The organism is Pantoea sp. PA1, from assembly GCF_056856975.1.
The window spans coordinates 125,730-146,972 of the sequence record NZ_JBXGEE010000005.1; the positions used below are offsets into that span (position 1 = coordinate 125,730).

Genomic DNA, 21,243 nt, shown 5'->3' on the forward strand with positions numbered 1-21,243 from the left:
ACGGGCCGCGATACGGCCCTGAAATTAATATTTTCGCGCCTGGCCGAGATGCGTATTGAGCTTGTCCGCTACCGCCTGGGCGCGTTCGGTCTGCGAAGCCTGCGCCACCCCGACATGCCACCAGCTGAAATATTTGTGGATCATGGTTTTTGGCAGCACTTTGATGTCGATAAGGGTAGAAATCGTCTGGGTGCGGGCATCTTCCAGCGCCGCCCTGAGCTCTTCAAGCGTGGTAACCCGGTAGGTTTTACAGCCATAGCCTGCGGCAATCGCGGCGAAATCGACCGGGATAAAGCCGCCATCGAGCCTGCCCCCTTCCGGGTTGCGGAAGCGGAACTCGGTGGTGAAGCTGTCCATGCCATGTTCCATCTGCAGGTTATTGATGCAGCCGTTGGTCATGTTATCCAGCAGCACCACGTTGATCTTCGCCCCCTCCTGAATGGAGGTAACCAGTTCGGAGTGCAGCATCATGAAGGAGCCATCCCCGACCAGCGCATAGACCTCACGCTGCGGCTGAGCGAGCTTCACGCCCAGCGCGGCATTGACCTCATAGCCCATGCAGGAGTAGCCATATTCGACGTGGTAGGCGTTGTAATCTTTGGTGCGCCAGACGCGCTGCAGGTCACCCGGCAGGCTGCCCGCCGCCGCCACCACCACTGCCTCTTTGGGCAGCTGTTCATTCAGGGTGCCAAGCACGCTGCTCTGCGTCAGCCAGGAGTGGGTCAGCTGGTTAAACTCAGCAAACACCGCGTCGCGGTCGAGATGATCCGCAATCTCCGGCACAAAGTCGCCATCATGCCAGGCCACCTGATAGACGCGCTGCGTCTCTTTCAGCAGCTGGCTCTGCGCCTCTTCAATCTGGCTGCCCCAGTCGTTACTGTAGTGCTGTGATGCCAGCCCGGCGGTGAGCGCCGTCAGCCCCTCACGGGCATCGGCCAGCAGCTGCACGCCATCCAGCTTGTAGCTGTCGAAGTTGCTGACGTTGATGTTCAGGAAGCTGACATCAGGATGGCGGAAAATCCATTTGGAGGCGGTAGTGAAGTCGGTATAGCGGGTGCCGATGCCGATCACTAGATCGGCCTCTTTCGCCAGCAGGTTAGCGGCCAGCGAGCCGGTTTCACCGACGCCGCCGACATTCAGCGGATGGTCAGAAACCAGCGTGCCCTTGCCCGCCTGGGTTTCCGCAAAGGGGATCTGATAGCGCTCGGCAAACTGGCGCAGCGCCTCACCCGCCTCAGAATATTTCACCCCGCCGCCGCAGATAATGAGCGGTTTACGCTTGCGGGAAATCAGGGTCAGCGCATCCGCCAGCTGCGCGGCGACGGGCAGGCGGCGATCGAGCCGGTGCACCCGTTTGTGGAAGAAGTAGTCGGGGTAATCCCAGGCTTCGCCCTGCACATCCTGCGGCAGCGACAGGGTAACCGCACCGGTTTCAGCGGGATCGGTCAGCACCCGCATGGCGTTGATACAGGCGGACATCAGCTGCTCCGGGCGGCTGACGCGGTCCCAGTATTTGCTGACTGCGCGGAACGCATCGTTGGTGCTGATGCTGAGGTCGTAGCTCTGTTCAATCTGTTGCAGCACCGGATCGGGCTGGCGCGTGGCGAAGACGTCGCCGGGCAGCAGCAGCAGAGGAATGCGGTTGGCCGTCGCGGTGCCCGCGGCGGTGATCATGTTGGCTGCACCCGGTCCCACTGACGAACTGCAGGCAATAATCTGCCGGCGCAGTGACTGACGGGCAAAGCCCGTAGCGGCATGGGCCATCCCCTGCTCATTACGCCCCTGCCAGACCACCAGATCGCCGCTATCCTGTTCCAGCGCCTGGCCCAGCCCCAGCACGTTGCCATGACCGAAGATGGCGAAGATGCCTTTGACGAATTTCGTCTCAGTGCCATCAACATCGATGAACTGGTTATCCAGAAATTTAACCAGCGCCTGTGCCGTGGTCAGTCTGATTGTGCCCATATGCTTTTCCTTTACATGCTGGCGGACCCCGACTCCCGTAACACCGCGCCAGGCGCTGTCATCGGCGGAAAAGGCGACCGGAATAACTGAAACGTGAGGCGATTATAAACAAATATATTTTTCATAAAACACGCTTACAGAAGAAACATTTCATTTTGCGAGTGAGATCAAATTTAGCCGCTGCGTCAGCCCTGGCGGGCTGTCGCGAGGGTGAAAAGCGGAACGTTTAGCCATAAGCAGGGTACGATAAAAAAATTCATTCCGTTGCCGCCGCCTGACCGAACGGCACGCCAGCAGGTGCGTTCGCCTTCATACCCCTGCTGCAGCGGGCATCATCCTCTCAACACGCAGGCGGAGAGAGGAGATTCAGGATTTTTACCTGGTTCACAAATTTGCGATGGATATTTCATTTCGCATTGAATGTGGAATTTTTATTCCTCATACTGCCCTCATCGCCAGTCAGGCTCTTACAGACCCGAACGCAACGCGCATCTGACGTCGCGCGTTTTGCCCGCCGGCTCTGCCAGTCACAGAAGGAAACCACAGGTATGAATGCACAACAGAAGCCGCTTGATGTGATTTGTATCGGGCGTATTGCCGTTGATTTTTATGGTCAGCAGATTGGAGCACGGCTGGAAGATGTCACCTCCTTTGCGAAGTATCTGGGCGGATCGTCAGGCAACGTCGCCTATGGCACCGCGATTCAGGGGCTGAAATCGGCCATGCTGGCGCGGGTCGGGGATGAGCACAATGGTCGCTTTCTGCGTGAAGAACTGCAGCGCGTCGGCTGTAACACGGATGCGCTGATTACCGATCCGCGGCGCCTGACCGCGCTGGTGATCCTCGGCATCAAAGATGAAGAGACTTTTCCGCTGATTTTCTACCGCGATAACTGCGCGGATATGGGCCTGGTGCCGGATGACGTGGATGAGGCTTTCATTACCTCAGCCCGCGCCGTGGCGGTGACCGGCACCCACCTCTCCCATCCGCAGACCCGTGAAGCGGTGCTGAAAGCGCTGCAGATTGCCCGCCAGAACGGCCTTCGTACCGCGCTGGATATCGATTACCGCCCGGTATTGTGGGGGCTGACCTCGCCGGGTGACGGTGAAACGCGTTTCATTGAATCCTCCCAGGTGACGCAGCAGTTGCAGGAAGTGGTGCACTATTTCGATCTGATCGTGGGCACCGAAGAGGAGTTTCATATCGCCGGCGGCAGCACGGAGACCCTGACCGCGCTGAAAAATGTGCGTCAGGCGAGTCAGGCGACGCTGGTCTGCAAACGCGGTCCGCTGGGTTGCGTGGTGTTTGAGGGAGCGATCCCGGATAGCTGGGAAGAGACCCGCCTGCACACTGGCGTGCGCGTCGACGTGCTCAACGTGCTGGGTGCAGGTGACGCCTTTATGTCGGGACTGCTGCGCGGCTGGCTGAATGATGAAGGCTGGGAGCAGGCGTGCCGTTACGCCAATGCCTGTGGGGCGCTGGTAGTCTCACGCCACGGTTGTGCACCCGCCATGCCGACCAAAGCCGAACTGGATGATTTCCTGAGCCGCGACGATGCAGTGAAGCGCCCCGATCTCGACAGCCGTCTGAATCATCTGCACCGGGTCACCACCCGCAAACAGCAGTGGCCGGAGCTGAATGTTTTTGCCTTTGACCACCGCAAACAGCTGGCGGAGATGGCACAGGAGGCGGGCGTGGAGGCCAGCCGGATCCCGCCGCTGAAGCTGCTGCTGCTGAAAGCCGCTCAGCAGGCTGCCGAAGAGGCGGGGTTAGAGAATAAAAGCGGGATTCTGGCGGATACCACCTACGGGCAGAAAGCGCTGAATGCGATTACCGGTAAGCAGTGGTGGATTGGCCGTCCGATTGAGCAGCCCGGCTCACGTCCGCTGCGCCTGGAGCATGGCAATATCGGTTCGCAGCTGATCGACTGGCCCGCCGAGCATGTGGTGAAGTGTCTGGTGTTTTACCATCCTCACGACAGTGCAGAACTGCGCAAAGAGCAGGATGATCTGATACTCGACGTCTGGCAGGGCTGTAACAAAAGCGGCCATGAGCTGCTGCTGGAAGTGATCCTGCCTGAGAGCAACCCGGACAGGAATGAAGCCTATTACGTGGACATTCTGCGCCATTTTTACTCTCTGGGCATCCAGCCTGACTGGTGGAAACTGCCGCCGCTGTCCGCAGCGTGCTGGGAGGCGATCGGCACGCTGATTGAGCAGCAGGACCCTTACTGTCGCGGCATTCTGCTACTGGGTCTGGATGCGCCCGAAGAGACGCTGAAAGCGGGTTTTGCCGCGGCGGCCAGCGCGCCCTGGGTAAAAGGCTTTGCGGTGGGCCGGACTATTTTTGGTCAGCCTTCACGCGAGTGGCTGCAGGGGGAACTGGACGATCAGGCGCTGATTGCGCGCGTCAAAGGTAACTATCTGCGGCTGATTGAATACTGGCGCGCGGCGCGCGCCTGATGCTGTTCTGCTAAAAGCCGCTTTGAGAAAGTGCAGGCGCCGGGAACACGGTCAGATCGGAAAGACGCGACACCCGCCATCCATGGCATGCTCGGCCCGCGTCATCCCTGACGCGGGACGCTTTCCTCTTCTGACCGTGTTCCCTGCTCATCTGGCTGATGCGTTGTTGCCAGAGAGATCCTGACCGCATTTCTCACCCGCCACAGATATTTAACGCCGGTTTTCACCCGCTTATCGCCTGTGAAGAGGCGCGTTCCGGGCTCTCAAGCCAATCTGTGAACCATTTCATAAAGCCATGAAATAAACCGCGCGATTGACGCAAACAAATGAAATTTTCCATCCATCTGATACTATAGCGCTCATTATACAGCCATTATTCTAATTATTCGGGCAGAAGTGATGAACAATAATCCCACCCAACTTTCTCTGTTGCAGGACGATATTCGTCGCCGCTACGAAACGCTGAGCAAACGTCTTAAACAGGTTGCGCGCTACATTCTTGATAACAGTAACAGTATTGCGTTTGATACCGTCGCCTCGATTGCCCAGCAGGCCGATGTGCCCCCCTCTACCCTGATTCGCTTTGCTAATGCTTTTGGCTTCAGCGGTTTCAACGAAATGAAACAGGTTTTTCGTCAGCACCTGATGGAAGAGACGGTCAACTACACCGAGCGTGCGCGTCTGTTCCGTCAGACATCCACCGATGACAACGCCAGCGCCCCTGAGAGTCCGTCAGAGATCCTCAACGTTTTTACGATGGTAAACAGCCAGGCGCTGCAGCAGCTGGCGATGCAGGTGAATCCTGAACAGCTGAACAAGGCGGTAAAACTGCTGAGCGAGGCAGAGAACATCTATGTGATTGGCCTGCGCCGCTCCTTCAGCGTCGCCTCCTATCTGGTCTACGCGCTGCGTCATCTGGAGCGGCGCGCGTTTTTGATTGATGGCCTGGGCGGGATGTTTACCGAGCAGCTCAGCCTCGTTAACCCTAAAGATGTGGTGATTGCCATCAGCTATTCACCCTATGCGCGTGAAGCGGTCGAAGTGGTGGAGATGGGCGCCCGACGCGGCGCACATCAGATTGCGATTACCGACAGCCAGGTCAGTCCGCTGGCCGCCTTCAGCGACGTCTGCTTTGTGGTGCGTGAAGCCCAGGTGGATGGCTTCCGTTCACAGGTTGCCTCTCTCTGCCTGGCGCAGACGCTGGCGGTGTCGCTGGCGCTCAACAACGCCGGCACCAGCTGATTTCAGGGCGCGAAAAAGGGCAGCGTGACCCGCTGCCCTTATAGCTGAGAGAATGCTTTTCTGACGCCGCCGTGGGCTAGGTGTTACGCGGATAATTCTCGCTGTTCACCCAGGCGTGATCTTTCTCCCAGGTAAACTTCCACAGCCGCACAGGCCCCGCCATCACGTTCAGATAGTAGTTGTTGTATCCCGCCAGCGTCGCAACCGGGTGATAGCCGCGCGGCACCATCACCACATCGCGATTGTAAGGTGCCATACAGGCATCCAGCGAGCGATCGTCAGTATAAACGCGCTGCATGGCGAAGCCGGGTTCCGGATCGAAACGGTGATAGTAGGTCTCTTCCAGAAGGGTTTCGTTTTCACTCTCTTCATCATGCTTGTGGCTGGGGTAAGAGCTGGTATCGCCCTCATTGGTATAAACCTCGACCACCAGCAGGCTGTCAGCCGGTTTGTCATCGGGCAGAATATTGTGCACCAGACGCTGATTGCGCCCTTTGCCGCGATGCTCAACGCCCACGTCTGCGGGCGTAATCAGTCGTGCAGGCAGATGCCCGTGACCGGGCGCGCTGCAGACCGCCAGCTCCAGATCGCTGTCCGCGTAAACCACCACCTCATCATCGTGCGGCACATAAACGGAGTAAGGCGGCACGCGCTCAAAAGGAGACATGCGCTGACCAATCCCGGGAAACGCCGCGTGACGGGTTTTCACCGAGGCGAGTCCGGCCACCAGCACCAGACAGAGCTCTTTATCCCCGCTGGTAAGCTGCAGGGTTTCCCCTTTTTTCAGCAGATAAGCATCAAACCCGACATAGCGCCAGCCGGCGCGTTCAGGCGTCACATGCTGAATACGACCCTGCGCATCAGGGGCCTGGGCTTTCGACAGTAAAGACATCCTGATCCTCCTCTCTGTCACGGTTATCGCTGCAGTTGCCGCGCGGGCGTGACGTGCAGCCCGCCTGCGAACAGAAAGACCGGCAGAGTGATCTGCCGGTCGCGCATCCTGCCAGCGTGGAAATAAATCAGCCTAAGGTCGGCATACTGAATTCAGACACGGTCTGCTGACCGGATGGCCAGCGCACGGTGGCGGTTTTCATGCGGGTGTAGAAACGCACGCCATCCGGCCCGTGCACGTTGAGCGCGCCAAACACCGAGCGCTTCCAGCCGCCAAAGCTGTGGAATGCCATCGGCACCGGAACCGGCACGTTGACGCCCACCATGCCCGCTTCAACGTTCTGCACAAAGTCACGCGCGGTGTGACCGTTGCTGGTGAAAATGGCGCTGCCATTGCCAAACTCATGGCTGTTAACCAGCTGCAGCGCACTGTCGTAATCCGCCGCGCGCATGATGCTCAGCACCGGACCAAAAATCTCTTCACGCCAGATCACCATGTCAGAGGTGACGTTATCAAACAGCGTGCCGCCGACGTAGTATCCCTCAGCATGCCCTTCGACCTGGACATGACGCCCATCGACCACCAGCTTCGCGCCTTCCTGTTCGCCTTTGTCGATGTAGCCCAGCACCTTCTTCTGGTGCGCCGCTGAAACCACCGGCCCCATCTCATTCTCCATAGCCCCCTGATTCATACCGGGGCCGATGCGCAGTGCCTGCACCAGCGGGGTCAGGCGGGCAATCAGCTTGTCGGCGGTATCATCGCCCACGGCGACCACGACCGGCAGCGCCATGCAGCGCTCACCGGCAGAACCAAAGGCACCGCCCATGATGGCGTTGACGGTGGCATCCAGATCGGCATCCGGCATCACGATGGCGTGGTTTTTCGCCGCGCCAAACGCCTGCACCCGTTTACCATGCGCGCTGGCGGTTTTGTAGATGTGCTCAGCCACGCCGGAGGAACCGACAAAGCTGACGGCGGCGATACGCGGATCTTTGTAGAGCTGCTCCGCGTCTTCATTTGAGCTGTGCACCACGTTGAAGACCCCATCAGGCAGGCCCGCCTCGGTCAGCAGTTCAGCCATCCGCACAGACGCCGAGGGATCCAGCGCCGGTGGCTTCAGGACAAAGGTGTTGCCGCAGGCCAGTGCGATCGGGAACATCCAGAGCGGCACCATCGCCGGGAAGTTAAACGGCGTAATGCCCGCCACGACGCCGACCGGCTGCATCAGCGAATAGCTGTCAACGCCGCCGCCGACGTTAGGGGAGTATTCGCCTTTCAGCAGGTGCGGGATGCCGCAGGCAAACTCGATCACTTCAATGCCACGCGTTAGTTCACCCAGCGCATCAGACCAGACTTTGCCATGCTCAGACACAATCAGCGCCGCCAGCTCGTCACGATGCTGCTCCATCAGGGCCTTAAAATTGAACAGGACCCGGGCACGGCGCAGGGGCGAGGTTTTTGACCATTCGGCAAAGGCCGCATGCGCGACGCCAATCGCCTGAGCCACTTCATCGGCGGTACTCTGCGTCAGTTCACGTACCACTTTGCCGGTTGCCGGGTCGTAAACAGGAATGGTTTCGTTGCTGGCGCTGAACGTAATTTTGCCGCCAATAAAGTTACCTGTGATTGTCATGATGTTGCCTCTTTAGATGGTTAAGTTCCCTGCAGACGAACCATGCGACCTGCCGCGCTGCCTGACCAGGCAAAGCTGAAAGCGTGCTATGAAGCTATTGCATTGGAATAAATTTTTCAAATAATTCTTTTTGGAAGATTTGCTTTTAGCGGCACAGATCGCATTTTCTCCGTCGGCTTGCGCCTGGCGCGCTCCTGACCTACGGAGAGCGCCCGTGGCAACAATCCCTAGCCCGGCAGGCGTGGTTTAAGACGATCACGACGCGGTTCTCTGCGGGAGAGCCTCCGCAAGGCAGCACCCGGCTGAAACGAAATATGAAATTAATGCGAGACAGATCCAATAATCTCCATTTCATAATTCACTATTAATGAAATAAATGTTTTCTTTAGTCGCAATCTTCTTCTGTTTTGGGGTAATCACATGGCTATCGATCCAACCCGTTTCTGTATCAACCGCAAAATTGCTCCCCGGCTCTCGCTGGAGGCCTTTTTTCAGCTGGTTCATCGCCTGGGGCTGAGCAAGGTTGAGTTGCGTAATGACATGCCGGGTGGCAGCGTGACAGACGATCTGACGCCCGACCAGCTGCGCGCCCTGACCGACAGATATCAGATTGATATCGTCACCATTAATGCGCTCTATCCGTTTAACCGTATCGATGACGATCTGCTGACCCGCGCAGAGCTGTTGCTGCAGACCGCACAGCAGACGGGTGCGAAGGCGCTGGTGATGTGTCCACTGAATGAGGGGATTGCCCTGTCGCCTCAGGAGACGCAGGCGGCGATGCAGAAGCTGGCGCCGCGCTTTGAACACTATGGCATTCAGGGGCTGGTGGAGCCGCTGGGATTCCCGGTCAGCTCACTGCGCTCGGCCGCAGAGGCGCAGCGACTCATCGCCGCCGCGGGCGTACCCTTTAAGCTGGTGCTGGATACCTTCCATCACCATCTCTATGAAAAGGCGGAAGAGGAGTTCCTCACGGGTGTCGACGTGCAGCAGATTGGGCTGGTTCACCTGTCGGGCGTGGAAGATCGGCGGCCCACCGCTGAGCTGACCGATGAGGAGCGCATTATGCTGAGTGACAGCGATGTGCTGAACAGCGTCGTGCAGGTTAAACGGCTGGAGATGCTGGGCTATAAGGGGATCTACGCCTTTGAGCCCTTCTCAAGCCAGCTCAACAGCTGGACACCGGATGAAACGGAACGGCAGATCCGCCACAGTATCGAACTGCTGCAGGCCTGAAGCCGGTGTTGGCAGGCGCTGAAAACATGGCCCGCCCGGGCGCGTTTTACGGCGCAGTCTCGTCGGCTGCCGGTGACAGCGCCTGACGCCGTTGCAGGCGCAGCGTGCAGACAAACGCAACGCAGACCAGCAGCGCCGTGAGCAGATACACCTGCGACACGCCTGCATAGTTCATGATAAATCCGGCGATCGGCCCGGTAATGCCCAGCGACAGATCCATAAACGCGGTGTAAGTCGCCAGCGCACTGCCCTGATTCTGCTGCGGCACCACCTTCACCGCGACGACTCCCAGCGCCGGGAAGACCAGCGAAAAACCGGCGCCGGTCAGAAACGCGCCCGCTTTTGCCATCCAGGGGTCGCCCGCCGCCGCGACCAGAAAGAGTCCGGCAGCTTCCGCCGCCAGACAGAGGCTGGCAACGCGCAGGCCGCCGTGGCGGTTAATGGCATTCGGGAACAGCAGGCGCGTGCCAACAAAGGCGGCACTGAACAGGGAGAGGGCAAAGGCGGCACCCTCCCAGCCTTTATCCTGATAGAACAGCGTAATAAAGGTGGCGATGACCCCGAACCCCGCCGAGCCCATCGCCAGTATCGCGCCAAAGCCGGCAATTTTTCCCAGCACCGCACGAAACGGCAGCGGCCTGGCCCGGCTGGCTTTGACGGCCGGACGTGGTACGGCGCAGACAATGCCCGCCACACAGATAGCGACAATGACCAGCGACAGCCAGAGCAGGCCACCCGCCCGGAAGATCACCACGCCGAGCGGCGCGCCAATCGCCATCGCGCCATAGGTGACGATGCCATTCCAGGAGATGACCCGGCCAATATGCAGTGAACCGACCCGCGCAACGCCCCACAACGAGGTGCCGGTGCCGGTAAAGCTCTGGCCCAGACCCAGAATCACCCGCCCCACACAGAGCAGCGTCAGGCTTGTCATCGGCGAGTCGCTCAGCGCCGCCAGCAGAATACAGAGACCGCTGATCAGGCAGCCCACCAGCCCGATCACCACGACCTTCTTTGGTCCCCAGAGGTCGGCATAACGCCCGGCGTGGGGGCGGCTCAGCAGCGTCGCCACATACTGCAGGCTGATCACCACCCCCGCCCAGAAGGCGCTGAATCCCAGCTGGTCATGTACCCATCCCGGCAGCACCGCCAGCGGCAGACCGATAGTGAGATAGCTGGCAAAGTTATAGGCCACAATAGAGAGGATCAGCAGCGTGAGACGGAAGTTGCCGGTTGGGGTGGCCGGTTCCACTTTAGGCTGTTCAGGCATGAGAGATCCCGCTCGTATCAGGCTGAATGATAAGGTTTATCCGTCGACTATACCCGCTTTCACCGCTGACGTATCGGCGCTGCACCGTCAACCGGATGCAGCGTGCCGGACAAAAACCCTGCCGCGAAAGTGGAGTGTGGTGGCGCTGATTAAGGCCCCCTTCTGCCGCCGCGCTTTACCGTTTCTCTGATAAATCAGATTGTTAATTTTCTTTCAGCTACACTGTCAACAGCCAATTTACGTCACGGGAGAGGGAATGAGCGAGCTGCAACGGGAAAAGATCGGACAAAATATTCTGATCAAACTGGCAATGCTGGTCATTATCCTCGCCGGGGTGCGGGCAGCGTCCGACATTCTGGTCCCGCTGCTGCTGGCGGCTTTCTTTGCCATTGTACTCAACCCGCTGGTGACGATGCTGATGAGGCGTGGCTTCCGCCGCGGGCTGGCGATCGGGCTGGTGATCACGGTGATCTTCTGCGTCATGGTGCTGCTGGGCGCCATCATCGCCAGCTCAATGAGTGAGTTTTCCGATCTCTACCCGCAGCTGCGCGCCACCATGGAGCAGAAAATGACGGTGCTGCAGCATCTGGCCGCAGGCTTTCATCTCAACATCTCAACCGACGTCCTAATCAAACATTTCGACCCCAACACCATGATGAATCTGGCCACGGTGGCGCTGAGCGGCTTTTCCGGCGCGATGACTAACACCGTGCTGCTGGTGCTGACCGTCGTCTTTATGCTGTTTGAGGTCCATCACCTGCCCTACAAAATGCGTAACGCGCTGGTGAATCCCAAGATTCGCATCGCCGGGCTGCACAAAGCGCTGAAAGGGGTGACCCACTATCTGGCGCTGAAAACCCTGGTGAGCCTGATCACCGGCGTGGCGGTCTGGCTGACGCTCTTTCTGCTGGATGTGAAGTTCGCGCTGCTGTGGGGGGTGGTGGCGTTTATCCTCAATTTCATCCCCAACATCGGCCCGATCATTGCCGGTATCCCACCCTTTCTGCAGGCGCTGCTGCTGAACAGCCTGTTTGATGCTGCGATGGTGGCCGCCCTGTTTACGGCCATTCATATGGTGTTTGGCAATATGCTGGAACCGCGCCTGATGGGCCGGGGTCTGGGCCTGTCGACGCTGGTGGTGTTCCTCTCCCTGGTCTTCTGGGGCTGGCTGCTGGGCCCGGTTGGCATGCTGCTGTCGGTGCCGCTTACCAGCATCACGAAAATCCTGATGGAAACCACGCCCGGCGGCAGCCGTCTGGCCATTCTGCTGGGCACCGGACGACCTAAACGGGTGCGGGGCTTAACCAAGTAAGCGCTGCTGGACGTGCCGCAGATGGTTCTCCATGGCCTGACGGGCGGCCGCCTCATCCCCCGCCACGATCGCGCTGGCAATCTGCTGATGGTCAGCGTTCATCTCCAGCGCAAAGCTGTTATCAGCAAAATGGCGCTCCAGCCGCTCGACATGGGGGCTGTGGCGCTTGTTCCAGAGCTGTTCCAGCAGGTCGCGCAGCACATCATTGCCACTCATCTCGCTGATCAGCAGGTGGAAGCGTTTGTCCTTAGCCAGAAAGGCGGCATCGTTTTCCTGATGCTGCTGCAGCTCAGCGGCCAGCGCCAGCAGGGCCGCCCGCTGTGCAGGCGTACCGTTTCGGGCGGCAAAGCCCGCCAGCATCCCCTCAAAGGCTTCACGGGCCTGCAACAGATCCTGCAGACTGCAGGCCTCACTCTCCTGCGTGTCCCCGGCCTGCGGCAGCGGCTGGGCGACAAACACCCCGGTGCCGGTGCGGATATCGACCCAGCCGGTCATCTCCAGCGCAATCAGCGCTTCACGCACGGATGATCGGCTGACGCCCAGCTGTTTTGCCAGCTCGCGCTCCGGCGGCAGCAGCCCGCCAGCGACAAAGTCACCGCGCGTGATACCGGCCATGATGGCGTTGGCTATCTGACGGTAGAGCCGCTCCGTTTTAATGGCTGCCAGGGTCATTGTCCTCTCCTCCTGTCCTGCTCAATCGGCCCGCTGGCCGATGCAGTTTATGATGCTGCGATCCGGATCACGGCCTTGTTTTGCACACTATCATACTCTTGGTCCAGCGGCCTGACCACTGGGCCACATCACAGTTAAGGAGCAAACATGGAACATACCTGGCGATGGTACGGCCCGAACGATCCGGTTTCACTGGATGATGCGCGTCAGGCAGGCGCGACCGGCATCGTTACCGCACTGCATCACATTCCCAACGGCGAGATCTGGCCGGTTGAGGAGATCAAAGCCCGGCAGGCCCTGCTGGCGGAAAAAGGGCTGGTCTGGTCAGTCGTGGAGAGCATTCCGGTTCATGAAGCGATTAAAACCCAGCGCGGCGACTACCTGCGCTATATCGCCAATTATCAGCAGTCGATCCGCAATCTGGCCGCCTGCGGCATTGATACCGTCTGCTACAACTTCATGCCGGTGCTGGACTGGACGCGGACCGACCTCGCCTGGACGCTGCCCGATGGCGCTAAGGCGCTGCGCTTCGATGCCGACGCGTTCGCCGCGTTTGAACTCTGCCTGTTAAAACGTCCGGGTGCAGAGCAGGACTACAGCGCGACCGAGCAGCAGGCGGCCAGAGCGCGCTTTGCCGCGATGAGCGAGGAAGAGAAAAACACGCTGGTGCGCAATATCATCGCGGGCCTGCCCGGCGCCGAAGAGGGGTACACGCTGGAGCAGTTTCAGGCGCAGCTGGCGCAGTATGACGGCATCGACAAAGCAAAACTGCGTGAACATATGGCGACCTTCCTGCGCGCCATCGTGCCAGTGGCGGAAGAGGCTGGCGTAAAACTGGCGGTGCACCCGGACGATCCACCGCGTCCTATCCTGGGCCTGCCGCGCATTATCTCCACGCAGGAAGATATGCAGTGGCTGAAGGAAACCGTCGACAGCCTGCACAACGGATTCTGTTTCTGCACCGGCTCCTACGGCGTGCGGGCCGACAATGCGCTGGTTGAGATGGCGGAAACCTACGCCGACCGCATCAACTTTGTCCATCTGCGCGCCACGAAGCGTGAAGAGAATCCCGCCAGTTTCCATGAGGCGGCGCATCTGGCGGGGGATGTCGATATGGTGGGGGTGATCAGGGTCATTCTGGCCGAAGAGCAGCGCCGTCGTCGGGCGGGCAACCTGCGGGCCATTCCTATGCGCCCCGACCACGGCCATCAGATGCTGGATGACCTGCATAAACGCACCAACCCCGGCTATTCCGCCATTGGCCGCCTGAAAGGACTGGCTGAACTGCGCGGGGTGGAAGTGGCGCTGAAGCAGATCTTTTTTACTGATTAATTCTTCATTCACGCGCCCGCCCTGCGACCGTCCCGTGACGGCGCAGGGCCTTTCGCCCACCGCTGCGCATCGCCCGTTATCCCCCGCGTCCTGCCTGCTGAATTTGTGTCGCTGAATCGCAATAAAGACAAAACAAACGTCACATAAATGACACGCACTGTTCGATAATTGACCTGAGTCAGTCTGATTGATTGCAAAAACGCTAATCTGCTCCGCCCGGAGAGATGTTATTCTGCGCAGCGGATTAGCGCCTCCTGATAACACCAATAATATTCAGAGGATTTTGCGGTGCCGCTACTGAAACGAAAACGCGACTACGCCAGGCTGGTGATTATTATCTCCGGCCTGCTGCCTCTGGTTATTGGCCTGTTTTTTACCGCACTGGATGCGCGCCACACCGTTCATCAGCAGCAGATGAGCGCGGCAGAAACCCTGCTATCCCAGGCGGAGAGAATGAGCGACAGCGCCTGGGATATGATTACCGAGCTGCGCCAGTTTGATCAGGTGCCCTGCAGCCAGATTGAAAACCAGCTGCAGCGCATCGGCTCACTTAATCCCTACTTTCGCGCTATCGGTAAAATGGAGCAGGGAAAAATTGCCTGTTCATCGGTGTATGGTTCACGTCCTGCCCCGCTGAAAGCGATGATCCTGCGTGATGCCCCCGTCACCGGTAAAGCCTGGTGGAGCCTGTCGATTGCCGGTACCGCCGGTGTGCCGACGCGTCCCGCCGTGATTTTTGTGCGCGACCTGCCCGACGGCGAAAGTTTCTGGGCGGTGATCGATGGACAGTATCTGATCGATTTTATGCGCGCCATCAGCAGCACCCATCGCTACCATTTCAGCATGGATTTCAGTGATGGTGCGCCCATCTCCTATGGCGATCCGCAAATCGCCGCCGACAGCTGGTTCAAACCATCGATTTATCAGGCATCCTCCCAGCGCTATCCGCTGACGGTCACGCTGATAGCCTCGCCCACGGAGCTGATTTCGGCCTGGCGTCAGGTGATGTTTATCATTATGCCGATGGCGGCAATCTTCTCTATTCTGCTGATGATGATAATGGCGAACTGGCTGCAGCGACGTATTTCCTGGCGCGATGAGATCCGGCGCGCTATCGCCAGCGGCCAGTTCAGGGCGCACTATCAGCCGGTCTATGACAACCGGCTGCAGCGCTGCGTCGGTGTTGAGGCGCTGCTGCGCTGGACAACCCCGGACGGCAACGGCGTGCGGCCGGATATTTTTATCGGTGCCGCAGAAGCGGAAGGCATGATTGTGCCGCTGACCCGCCACCTGCTGGCATTGGTCGCCGAGGATGTCCGGAGCTGGCAGGTAGAGCCCCATTTCCACCTGGGAATTAACGTGGCGGCGGAGCACCTGCAGCATCCTGACTTTGTCGACGATATGCTGCACTTTGCTGAACAGGTCAGGGATAAGCAGTTCCTGATTACGCTGGAGCTGACCGAGCGCAGCCTGATCAAAGAGGGCGCGGCGGTGGCACGCAAACTGGAACACCTGCGTCACTGCGGCATGAAAGTCGCGATTGACGATTTTGGCACGGGTCACTGTTCGCTGAGCTATTTACAGACCTTCACGCTGGATTATCTCAAGATTGATCGGGGCTTTATCAACACCATCGAGTCGCTTGAGGGCAGAACACCCGTTCTGGATGCCATTATCCAGCTCAGTCATGAGCTGGAGCTGGAAGTCCTGGGCGAAGGGGTCGAAACCGCCTTGCAGTTCCGTTATCTGCAACAGCGCGGCGTGGTCTTTATTCAGGGCTACTATTACGCGCGTCCGCTGGACAATGCGGGGCTGATCGCCTGGCTGGCCGAACAGGGCGACCAGCCCGTCGAGCCGGACCTGGCCCTTACGACCTGACCGGCTACCGGCGTCTGACGACAGAACGCCGGCTGCCGATCGGCCCGTCGCGGTTCGCCATTTTGTCAGGGTCATCTCCTTCGCGCTCCCTCCCTCCTCCAGCCCGTCATTTCTCCCGTCCGGAAAAGCGTGAGGACCGCCGCTCAAGTGCTGAAAAAAGCGGCGATTGTCACGCAGAGTGATAATTTTTTTGCGGAGAGAAATAGCCTTATCAGTGGCAAAAAGAGGCTACATGTAGCCCAAACATGACAGATATCACACAAAAACGGTATACTCTGTCGCTGTTCGCAATAATCACAACAGTAATTATTGTGTTAACGGGCGCTAAAACAGCGCGTATTTACGGCTATGCTTAAATTTCTCAACGTGGCGGTCTGTACGATTCATCCGGCTCGCGCCGTTGAGAACTTTCGTGTTCCATTACAGGGTAATTCTATGAAATTGCGTAGGAAGCGTGTAAAACCAATTGGGATCAATGATGTCACCATCATTGATGATGCCCGTTTACGTAAAGCCATCACGGCGGCCTCTCTGGGTAACGCGATGGAGTGGTTTGACTTTGGCGTTTACGGCTTTGTGGCCTATGCGCTGGGTAAAGTCTTCTTCCCGGATGCGTCGCCAGGCGTTCAGATGATCGCGGCGCTGGGTACCTTCTCTGTGCCCTTCCTGATCCGACCGCTGGGTGGTCTGTTCTTCGGTATGCTGGGCGACAAATATGGTCGTCAGAAAATTCTTTCCATCACCATTATCATCATGTCGGTCAGTACCTTCTGTATCGGCCTGATCCCCTCCTATGCCTCCATCGGCATCTGGGCGCCGATTCTGCTGCTGTTAGCGAAGATGGCACAGGGCTTCTCTGTGGGCGGTGAATATACCGGTGCCTCGATCTTCGTGGCCGAATATTCGCCTGACCGCAAACGCGGCTTCATGGGAAGCTGGCTCGACTTTGGCTCCATTGCCGGCTTCGTGCTGGGTGCGGGTCTGGTCGTGCTGATCTCTTCCATTATCGGGGAAGCGAACTTCCTTGAGTGGGGCTGGCGTCTGCCGTTCTTCGTTGCGCTGCCGCTGGGCATCATCGGTCTTTACCTGCGTCATGCGCTGGAAGAAACCCCGGCATTCCAGCAGCACGTGGACAAGCTGGAACAGGGTGACCGCGAAGGTCTGCAGGATGGCCCGAAAGTCTCCTTCAAAGAGATTGCGACCAAACACTGGCGCAGCCTGCTCTCCTGTATCGGTCTGGTCATCGCCACAAACGTCACCTACTACATGTTGCTGACGTATATGCCGAGCTACCTGTCGCATAACCTGCACTACAGCGAAGATCACGGTGTGATGATCATCATCGCCATCATGATCGGGATGCTGTTTGTTCAGCCGATGATCGGCATGATGAGTGACCGTTTTGGCCGCCGTCCGTTTGTTATCATCGGCAGTCTCGCCCTGATGGTCTTCTCGATCCCTGCCTTCATGATGATCAACAGTGGCGTGCTGGGGATGATTTTTGGTGGTCTGCTGCTGATGGCGGTGATCCTGAACTCCTTCACCGGTGTGATGGCTTCGTCACTGCCTGCCATGTTCCCGACCCACATCCGCTACAGTGCGCTGGCCAGTGCCTTTAACATCTCGGTACTGGTTGCCGGTCTGACCCCTACGCTGGCCGCCTGGCTGGTCGAGTCAACTGACAACCTCTACATGCCTGCCTACTATCTGATGGTCGTGGCCGTGATTGGTCTGATTACCGGTCTGTTCATGAAAGAGACCGCGAACAAGCCACTGAAAGGGGCCACACCGGCCGCGTCAGATATGGAAGAAGCGCGCGAGATTCTGCAGGAGCATCACGATAACATCGAGAATAAAATCGAAGATATCGACGCAGAGATCGCCCGTCTGGAAGCGAAACGTAAAAATCTGGTGCAGCAGCATCCGGATATCAACGAGTAATCGTTCTGCTCTCCCGCCGCCCGGCGGGAGAGCATTTTTCCCCCTCCCTACCGCACACAATCCTTCATGCCCTGCGGGCAAAGGGAGTAAACTGTTGTCACTTTTTTCACCTGCGTAAGAATGAAAATGTCTGATTATTCCCTTATCCAGCGCCCAAGAAGATTGCGCGCCAGCGCGTCAATGCGTGAAATGTTCCAGGAGTCATCCCTGAGCCTGAACGATCTGGCTCTGCCCATTTTTGTTGAAGAAGAGGTCGACGACTACAAACCGATTCAGGCGATGCCTGGCGTGATGCGTATTCCGGAAAAGCGTCTCGCTTATGAGATTGAGCGTATCGCCAAAGCCGGTATCCGCTCGGTCATGACCTTTGGTATTTCGCACCACACCGATGCCACCGGCAGCGATGCGTGGAACGAAAACGGTCTGGTGGCCCGCATGTCGCGCATCTGCAAAGAGACCGTGCCGGAGATGATCGTCATGTCTGACACCTGCTTCTGCGAATACACCAGCCACGGTCACTGTGGCGTGCTCTGCGATCACGGTGTCGACAACGATGCCACCCTGGAAAACCTGGGTAAGCAGGCGGTCGTTGCTGCCGCAGCCGGAGCCGATTTTATCGCCCCGTCGGCGGCGATGGATGGGCAGGTTGAGGCGATTCGTCGCGCGCTGGACGCGGCGGGCTTCACCCAGACCGCAATCATGTCCTACTCCACCAAGTTTGCCTCCTCCTTCTACGGCCCGTTCCGTGAAGCCGCGGGCACGGCGCTGAAAGGCGACCGTAAAACGTATCAGATGAACCCGATGAACCGCCGTGAAGCGATTCGTGAATCACTGCTCGACGCGGCTCAGGGCGCAGATTCACTGATGGTGAAACCGGCAGGTGCCTATCTGGATATCCTGCGTGACATCCGTGAGCGCACCGAACTGCCTCTGGCGGCTTATCAGGTGAGTGGCGAATACGCGATGATCAAGTTTGCCGCAGCGGCCGGTGCCATTGACGAGCGTAATGTGGTGCTGGAAAGCCTCGGGGCGATCAAACGTGCCGGTGCAGACCTGATTTTCAGCTATTTCGCTCTTGATCTCGCCGAACAAAAGGTGCTCTGATCCCCTCCTCATAAAGAGCGTGATCGCGATGTCACGCTCTTCTTCTCCGCCAAAAGGCAAACACCAGAACCTGGCTTCGGCTAAACCAACAAAGGTCTCTGTGATGAAAGCACCTGACATTCCTGCCGACGAGGCACAACGTTTATCGCAGCTGCGTGCGCTGAACATCATGAACACCACCGCGGAGGAACGTTTTGATCGTTTAACCCGTCTGGCCCGCCGCCTGTTTGACGTGCCTATCGCGTTAGTCAGCCTGCTGGAAGCTGACCATCAATGGTTTAAATCGGCTCAGGGCTTTGCACCGCCGGGATCGCCGCGCAATATCTCCTTCTGCGGACACGCTATCCTGCAGGATGAGATCATGATTGTTGAAGATGCGCACAAAGATGAGCGTTTTCACGACAACCCGCTCGTCACCGGCGATCCACACATCCGTTTTTATGCCGGCTGTCCGCTGCGTGCACCAGGCGGCGCTAAACTGGGTACGCTCTGCATCATCGGACGCGAGCCGCGCCAGTTTGATGAAGAGGATCAGGCTACCATGCGTGACCTGGCCGCGATGGCTGAAGCGGAGCTGGTCGCCTTTCAGACCGCCACCTGCGACGAACTGACGCAGATAACCAATCGCCGCGGCTTTATGACCCTGGGACAGATGGTGCTGAACGAATGCCGGATGAAAAACCGGCCAGCCTCACTGACGTTTCTCGACCTCGACAAGTTCAAGCAGATCAACGACTCGCTGGGCCATCGCGAAGGCGACCGGGCGCTGATGGACTTTGCCGACGCGATGAAAGTGGTGTTTAAACACTCCGATCTCTTTGCACGACTGGGCGGCGACGAGTTTGTGGTGCTGCTCAATGGCATGTCGCAGCAGCAGAGCGAAGCGCTGTTACAGCAGTTTGCCTGCTATCTGCGCCAGCAGTCGATCAGCCTGAATCGTCGTTACCACCTGCAGTTCTCTTCCGGCATCGTTGAGTTTGATCCGGCGCAGCCGCAGTCGCTGGAACAGCTGCTGCACGACAGCGATGAGCGGATGTACCAGCGTAAAAAGCAGAAGCGTGTCGCGGTGTAACCTCAGCCGCCGCCGCGGCTGAAGGGTCAGGGACGCGCCAGATCGTCGAGCAGGGTCTGATTAAACTTTGCAGGCTCTTCCATTTGCGGCGCGTGCCCCAGGCCCGGAAACTCAATCAGCCGCGCCCCCGGAATGCGTTTTGCGACCGCTTTACCGAGCACCCTGTAATCGCCCAGCCGCGCTTTCACCGCCGGCGGGGCGATATCGCTGCCGATAGCCGTGGTGTCAGACATGCCGATCATCAGCGTGGTCGGCACCTTCAGATCGCCGAACTCATAAAACACCGGCTGCGTGAAAATCATGTCGTAGATTAAGGCGGAGTTCCACGCCACCTTCTCATGCCCCGGCCCGCTGTTGAGTCCGGCCAGCATATCGACCCATTTGTCATATTCAGGTTTCCAGCGGCCCGCGTAGTAGGTCTGCTGCTCATACTTCTTAATGCCCTCTGCGCTGAGCCTGAGTTCCCGCTGATACCACTGATCGACGGAACGCCACGGCGCCCCTTTCGCTTTCCAGTCTTCCAGCCCTATCGGATTAACCAGCACCAGCTTCTGCGTCTGCTGCGGGTACATCAGCGCATAGCGCGTCGCCAGCATCCCGCCGGTGGAGTGACCCACAATTACCGCCTTCTCCACACCCAAACGGGCGAGCAGCTGATGCGTATTGTCGGCCAGCTGCTGAAAGCTGTACTGATAGCGGGCGGGTTTGGTGGCGCTGCAGAAGCCAATCTGATCGGGCGCGATAACGCGGTATCCCTGCTGACTGAGGGCACGGATGGTCTCTTCCCAGGTGGCACCACAGAAGTTTTTACCGTGCATCAGCACCACGGTTTTCCCGTTGGCACGCGCGACGGGTTTCACATCCATATAGCCCATGCTGAGCGACTGCTGCTGCGATAAAAAATCAAAATGGTGCAGAGGATAAGGGTAGTGAAAGCCTTCCAGCTGTTCGCCATAGGTTGTGGCGGCACGGGTGGGGAGAGAGGTCAGCAAGGCCAGCGAGGTCAGCGAGGTCAGCAGCACAGCAAGCGGTTTCTTCAGCAGAAATGTCGGGCCCATCCGGGATTCTCCAGGTTAAAGGTGAGTCGTAAGCCTGGCAGGTCGCGGAAAAAAATCTATTGATGCGCTGTGCGGTGGCGAAGTGCTCATCCGGGCTGGCGCTGCATCCGCGCCGGTTGCCGCCTTATTCCGCCAAAAAAACCAACAGATTAATTACATCTCATCTTATTTATT

Annotated in this window: 15 protein-coding genes; 9 read left to right on the forward strand and 6 right to left on the reverse strand. The window is 58.4% G+C overall.

Features of this window, described 5'->3' with window-relative positions; genetic code table 11:
* Positions 1-24: 24 nt before the first annotated feature.
* A complete protein-coding gene (gene iolD / locus AC1V0D_RS18175; protein ID WP_009087820.1) occupies positions 25-1,965 on the reverse strand; it encodes a 3D-(3,5/4)-trihydroxycyclohexane-1,2-dione acylhydrolase (decyclizing) in 1,941 nt (646 codons plus the stop codon).
* Positions 1,966-2,513: 548 nt separating this feature from the next.
* Between iolD and AC1V0D_RS18180 the strand changes: the two genes are divergently transcribed.
* Both AC1V0D_RS18180 and AC1V0D_RS18185 read left to right on the forward strand, forming a co-directional pair.
* Positions 2,514-4,427: a bifunctional 5-dehydro-2-deoxygluconokinase/5-dehydro-2-deoxyphosphogluconate aldolase gene (locus tag AC1V0D_RS18180; protein ID WP_336794631.1), complete on the forward strand. Its 1,914-nt coding sequence runs from the start codon at positions 2,514-2,516 to the stop codon at positions 4,425-4,427.
* A 399-nt stretch (positions 4,428-4,826) separates the two neighbouring features.
* Positions 4,827-5,669 carry a MurR/RpiR family transcriptional regulator gene (locus AC1V0D_RS18185; RefSeq protein ID WP_009087824.1) on the forward strand — a complete coding sequence of 281 codons (843 nt, stop codon included), beginning with the start codon at positions 4,827-4,829 and terminating at the stop codon, positions 5,667-5,669.
* A 76-nt stretch (positions 5,670-5,745) separates the two neighbouring features.
* On the opposite strand, the gene iolB is transcribed toward AC1V0D_RS18185, so the two are convergent.
* Together iolB and AC1V0D_RS18195 are read right to left on the reverse strand one after the other, a co-directional pair.
* Positions 5,746-6,561: a 5-deoxy-glucuronate isomerase gene (gene iolB / locus AC1V0D_RS18190; protein WP_111207856.1), complete on the reverse strand. Its 816-nt coding sequence runs from the start codon at positions 6,559-6,561 to the stop codon at positions 5,746-5,748.
* Positions 6,562-6,688: 127 nt separating this feature from the next.
* The gene (locus AC1V0D_RS18195; protein WP_426607706.1) at positions 6,689-8,194 is read right to left on the reverse strand and encodes a CoA-acylating methylmalonate-semialdehyde dehydrogenase; all 1,506 of its coding nucleotides are present in this window, start codon (positions 8,192-8,194) and stop codon (positions 6,689-6,691) included.
* A gap of 420 nt (positions 8,195-8,614) precedes the next feature.
* On the opposite strand from AC1V0D_RS18195, the gene AC1V0D_RS18200 reads away from it, so the two are divergent.
* On the forward strand, positions 8,615-9,430 hold the full coding sequence (locus AC1V0D_RS18200) for a TIM barrel protein (protein ID WP_482907847.1): 816 nt from the start codon (positions 8,615-8,617) through the stop codon (positions 9,428-9,430).
* A gap of 46 nt (positions 9,431-9,476) precedes the next feature.
* Here AC1V0D_RS18200 and AC1V0D_RS18205 read toward each other — a convergent pair whose 3' ends face one another.
* Positions 9,477-10,700 carry an MFS transporter gene (locus tag AC1V0D_RS18205; protein ID WP_482907848.1) on the reverse strand — a complete coding sequence of 408 codons (1,224 nt, stop codon included), beginning with the start codon at positions 10,698-10,700 and terminating at the stop codon, positions 9,477-9,479.
* Positions 10,701-10,956: 256 nt separating this feature from the next.
* Here AC1V0D_RS18205 and AC1V0D_RS18210 point away from each other — a divergent pair, with 256 nt between their 5' ends.
* Entirely contained in the window at positions 10,957-12,012 is a 1,056-nt protein-coding gene (locus tag AC1V0D_RS18210; protein WP_009087834.1) for an AI-2E family transporter, read from the forward strand.
* Here AC1V0D_RS18210 and AC1V0D_RS18215 read toward each other — a convergent pair.
* Positions 12,001-12,684 (reverse strand): FadR/GntR family transcriptional regulator, encoded by a 684-nt coding sequence (locus AC1V0D_RS18215; protein ID WP_058956954.1) that lies wholly within the window; start codon positions 12,682-12,684, stop codon positions 12,001-12,003. The genes AC1V0D_RS18210 and AC1V0D_RS18215 overlap by 12 nt on opposite strands.
* A gap of 147 nt (positions 12,685-12,831) precedes the next feature.
* Between AC1V0D_RS18215 and uxuA the strand changes: the two genes are divergently transcribed.
* The 5 genes from uxuA (at position 12,832) to AC1V0D_RS18240 (ending at position 20,011) form a co-directional block, all read left to right on the forward strand.
* A complete protein-coding gene (gene uxuA, locus AC1V0D_RS18220; RefSeq protein WP_009087838.1) occupies positions 12,832-14,016 on the forward strand; it encodes a mannonate dehydratase in 1,185 nt (394 codons plus the stop codon).
* A gap of 288 nt (positions 14,017-14,304) precedes the next feature.
* On the forward strand, positions 14,305-15,894 hold the full coding sequence (locus tag AC1V0D_RS18225) for an EAL domain-containing protein (RefSeq protein ID WP_058956953.1): 1,590 nt from the start codon (positions 14,305-14,307) through the stop codon (positions 15,892-15,894).
* Between the two features lie 435 nt (positions 15,895-16,329).
* Complete coding sequence (gene proP, locus AC1V0D_RS18230) at positions 16,330-17,835, forward strand: glycine betaine/L-proline transporter ProP (RefSeq protein WP_009087842.1); 1,506 nt, start codon at positions 16,330-16,332, stop codon at positions 17,833-17,835.
* A 126-nt stretch (positions 17,836-17,961) separates the two neighbouring features.
* Positions 17,962-18,939 carry a porphobilinogen synthase gene (hemB, locus tag AC1V0D_RS18235; RefSeq protein ID WP_009087843.1) on the forward strand — a complete coding sequence of 326 codons (978 nt, stop codon included), beginning with the start codon at positions 17,962-17,964 and terminating at the stop codon, positions 18,937-18,939.
* Positions 18,940-19,042: 103 nt separating this feature from the next.
* Positions 19,043-20,011, forward strand: a complete 969-nt coding sequence (locus AC1V0D_RS18240; protein WP_009087845.1) for a GGDEF domain-containing protein — start codon at positions 19,043-19,045, stop codon at positions 20,009-20,011.
* A gap of 26 nt (positions 20,012-20,037) precedes the next feature.
* On the opposite strand, the gene AC1V0D_RS18245 is transcribed toward AC1V0D_RS18240, so the two are convergent.
* The gene (locus AC1V0D_RS18245) at positions 20,038-21,069 is read right to left on the reverse strand and encodes an alpha/beta fold hydrolase (RefSeq protein WP_482907849.1); all 1,032 of its coding nucleotides are present in this window, start codon (positions 21,067-21,069) and stop codon (positions 20,038-20,040) included.
* Positions 21,070-21,243: the final 174 nt, after the last annotated feature.

Excerpts from the sequence above, each read along its gene's own strand:
- iolD (WP_009087820.1), bottom strand. The coding sequence starts at position 1,965 with ATGGGCACAATCAGACTGACCACGGCACAGGCGCTGGTTAAATTTCTG.
- AC1V0D_RS18180 (WP_336794631.1), top strand. The coding sequence starts at position 2,514 with ATGAATGCACAACAGAAGCCGCTTGATGTGATTTGTATCGGGCGTATT.
- AC1V0D_RS18185 (WP_009087824.1), top strand. The coding sequence starts at position 4,827 with ATGAACAATAATCCCACCCAACTTTCTCTGTTGCAGGACGATATTCGT.
- iolB (WP_111207856.1), bottom strand. The coding sequence starts at position 6,561 with ATGTCTTTACTGTCGAAAGCCCAGGCCCCTGATGCGCAGGGTCGTATT.
- AC1V0D_RS18195 (WP_426607706.1), bottom strand. The coding sequence starts at position 8,194 with ATGACAATCACAGGTAACTTTATTGGCGGCAAAATTACGTTCAGCGCC.
- AC1V0D_RS18200 (WP_482907847.1), top strand. The coding sequence starts at position 8,615 with ATGGCTATCGATCCAACCCGTTTCTGTATCAACCGCAAAATTGCTCCC.
- AC1V0D_RS18205 (WP_482907848.1), bottom strand. The coding sequence starts at position 10,700 with ATGCCTGAACAGCCTAAAGTGGAACCGGCCACCCCAACCGGCAACTTC.
- AC1V0D_RS18210 (WP_009087834.1), top strand. The coding sequence starts at position 10,957 with ATGAGCGAGCTGCAACGGGAAAAGATCGGACAAAATATTCTGATCAAA.
- AC1V0D_RS18215 (WP_058956954.1), bottom strand. The coding sequence starts at position 12,684 with ATGACCCTGGCAGCCATTAAAACGGAGCGGCTCTACCGTCAGATAGCC.
- uxuA (WP_009087838.1), top strand. The coding sequence starts at position 12,832 with ATGGAACATACCTGGCGATGGTACGGCCCGAACGATCCGGTTTCACTG.
- proP (WP_009087842.1), top strand. The coding sequence starts at position 16,330 with ATGAAATTGCGTAGGAAGCGTGTAAAACCAATTGGGATCAATGATGTC.
- hemB (WP_009087843.1), top strand. The coding sequence starts at position 17,962 with ATGTCTGATTATTCCCTTATCCAGCGCCCAAGAAGATTGCGCGCCAGC.
- AC1V0D_RS18240 (WP_009087845.1), top strand. The coding sequence starts at position 19,043 with ATGAAAGCACCTGACATTCCTGCCGACGAGGCACAACGTTTATCGCAG.
- AC1V0D_RS18245 (WP_482907849.1), bottom strand. The coding sequence starts at position 21,069 with ATGGGCCCGACATTTCTGCTGAAGAAACCGCTTGCTGTGCTGCTGACC.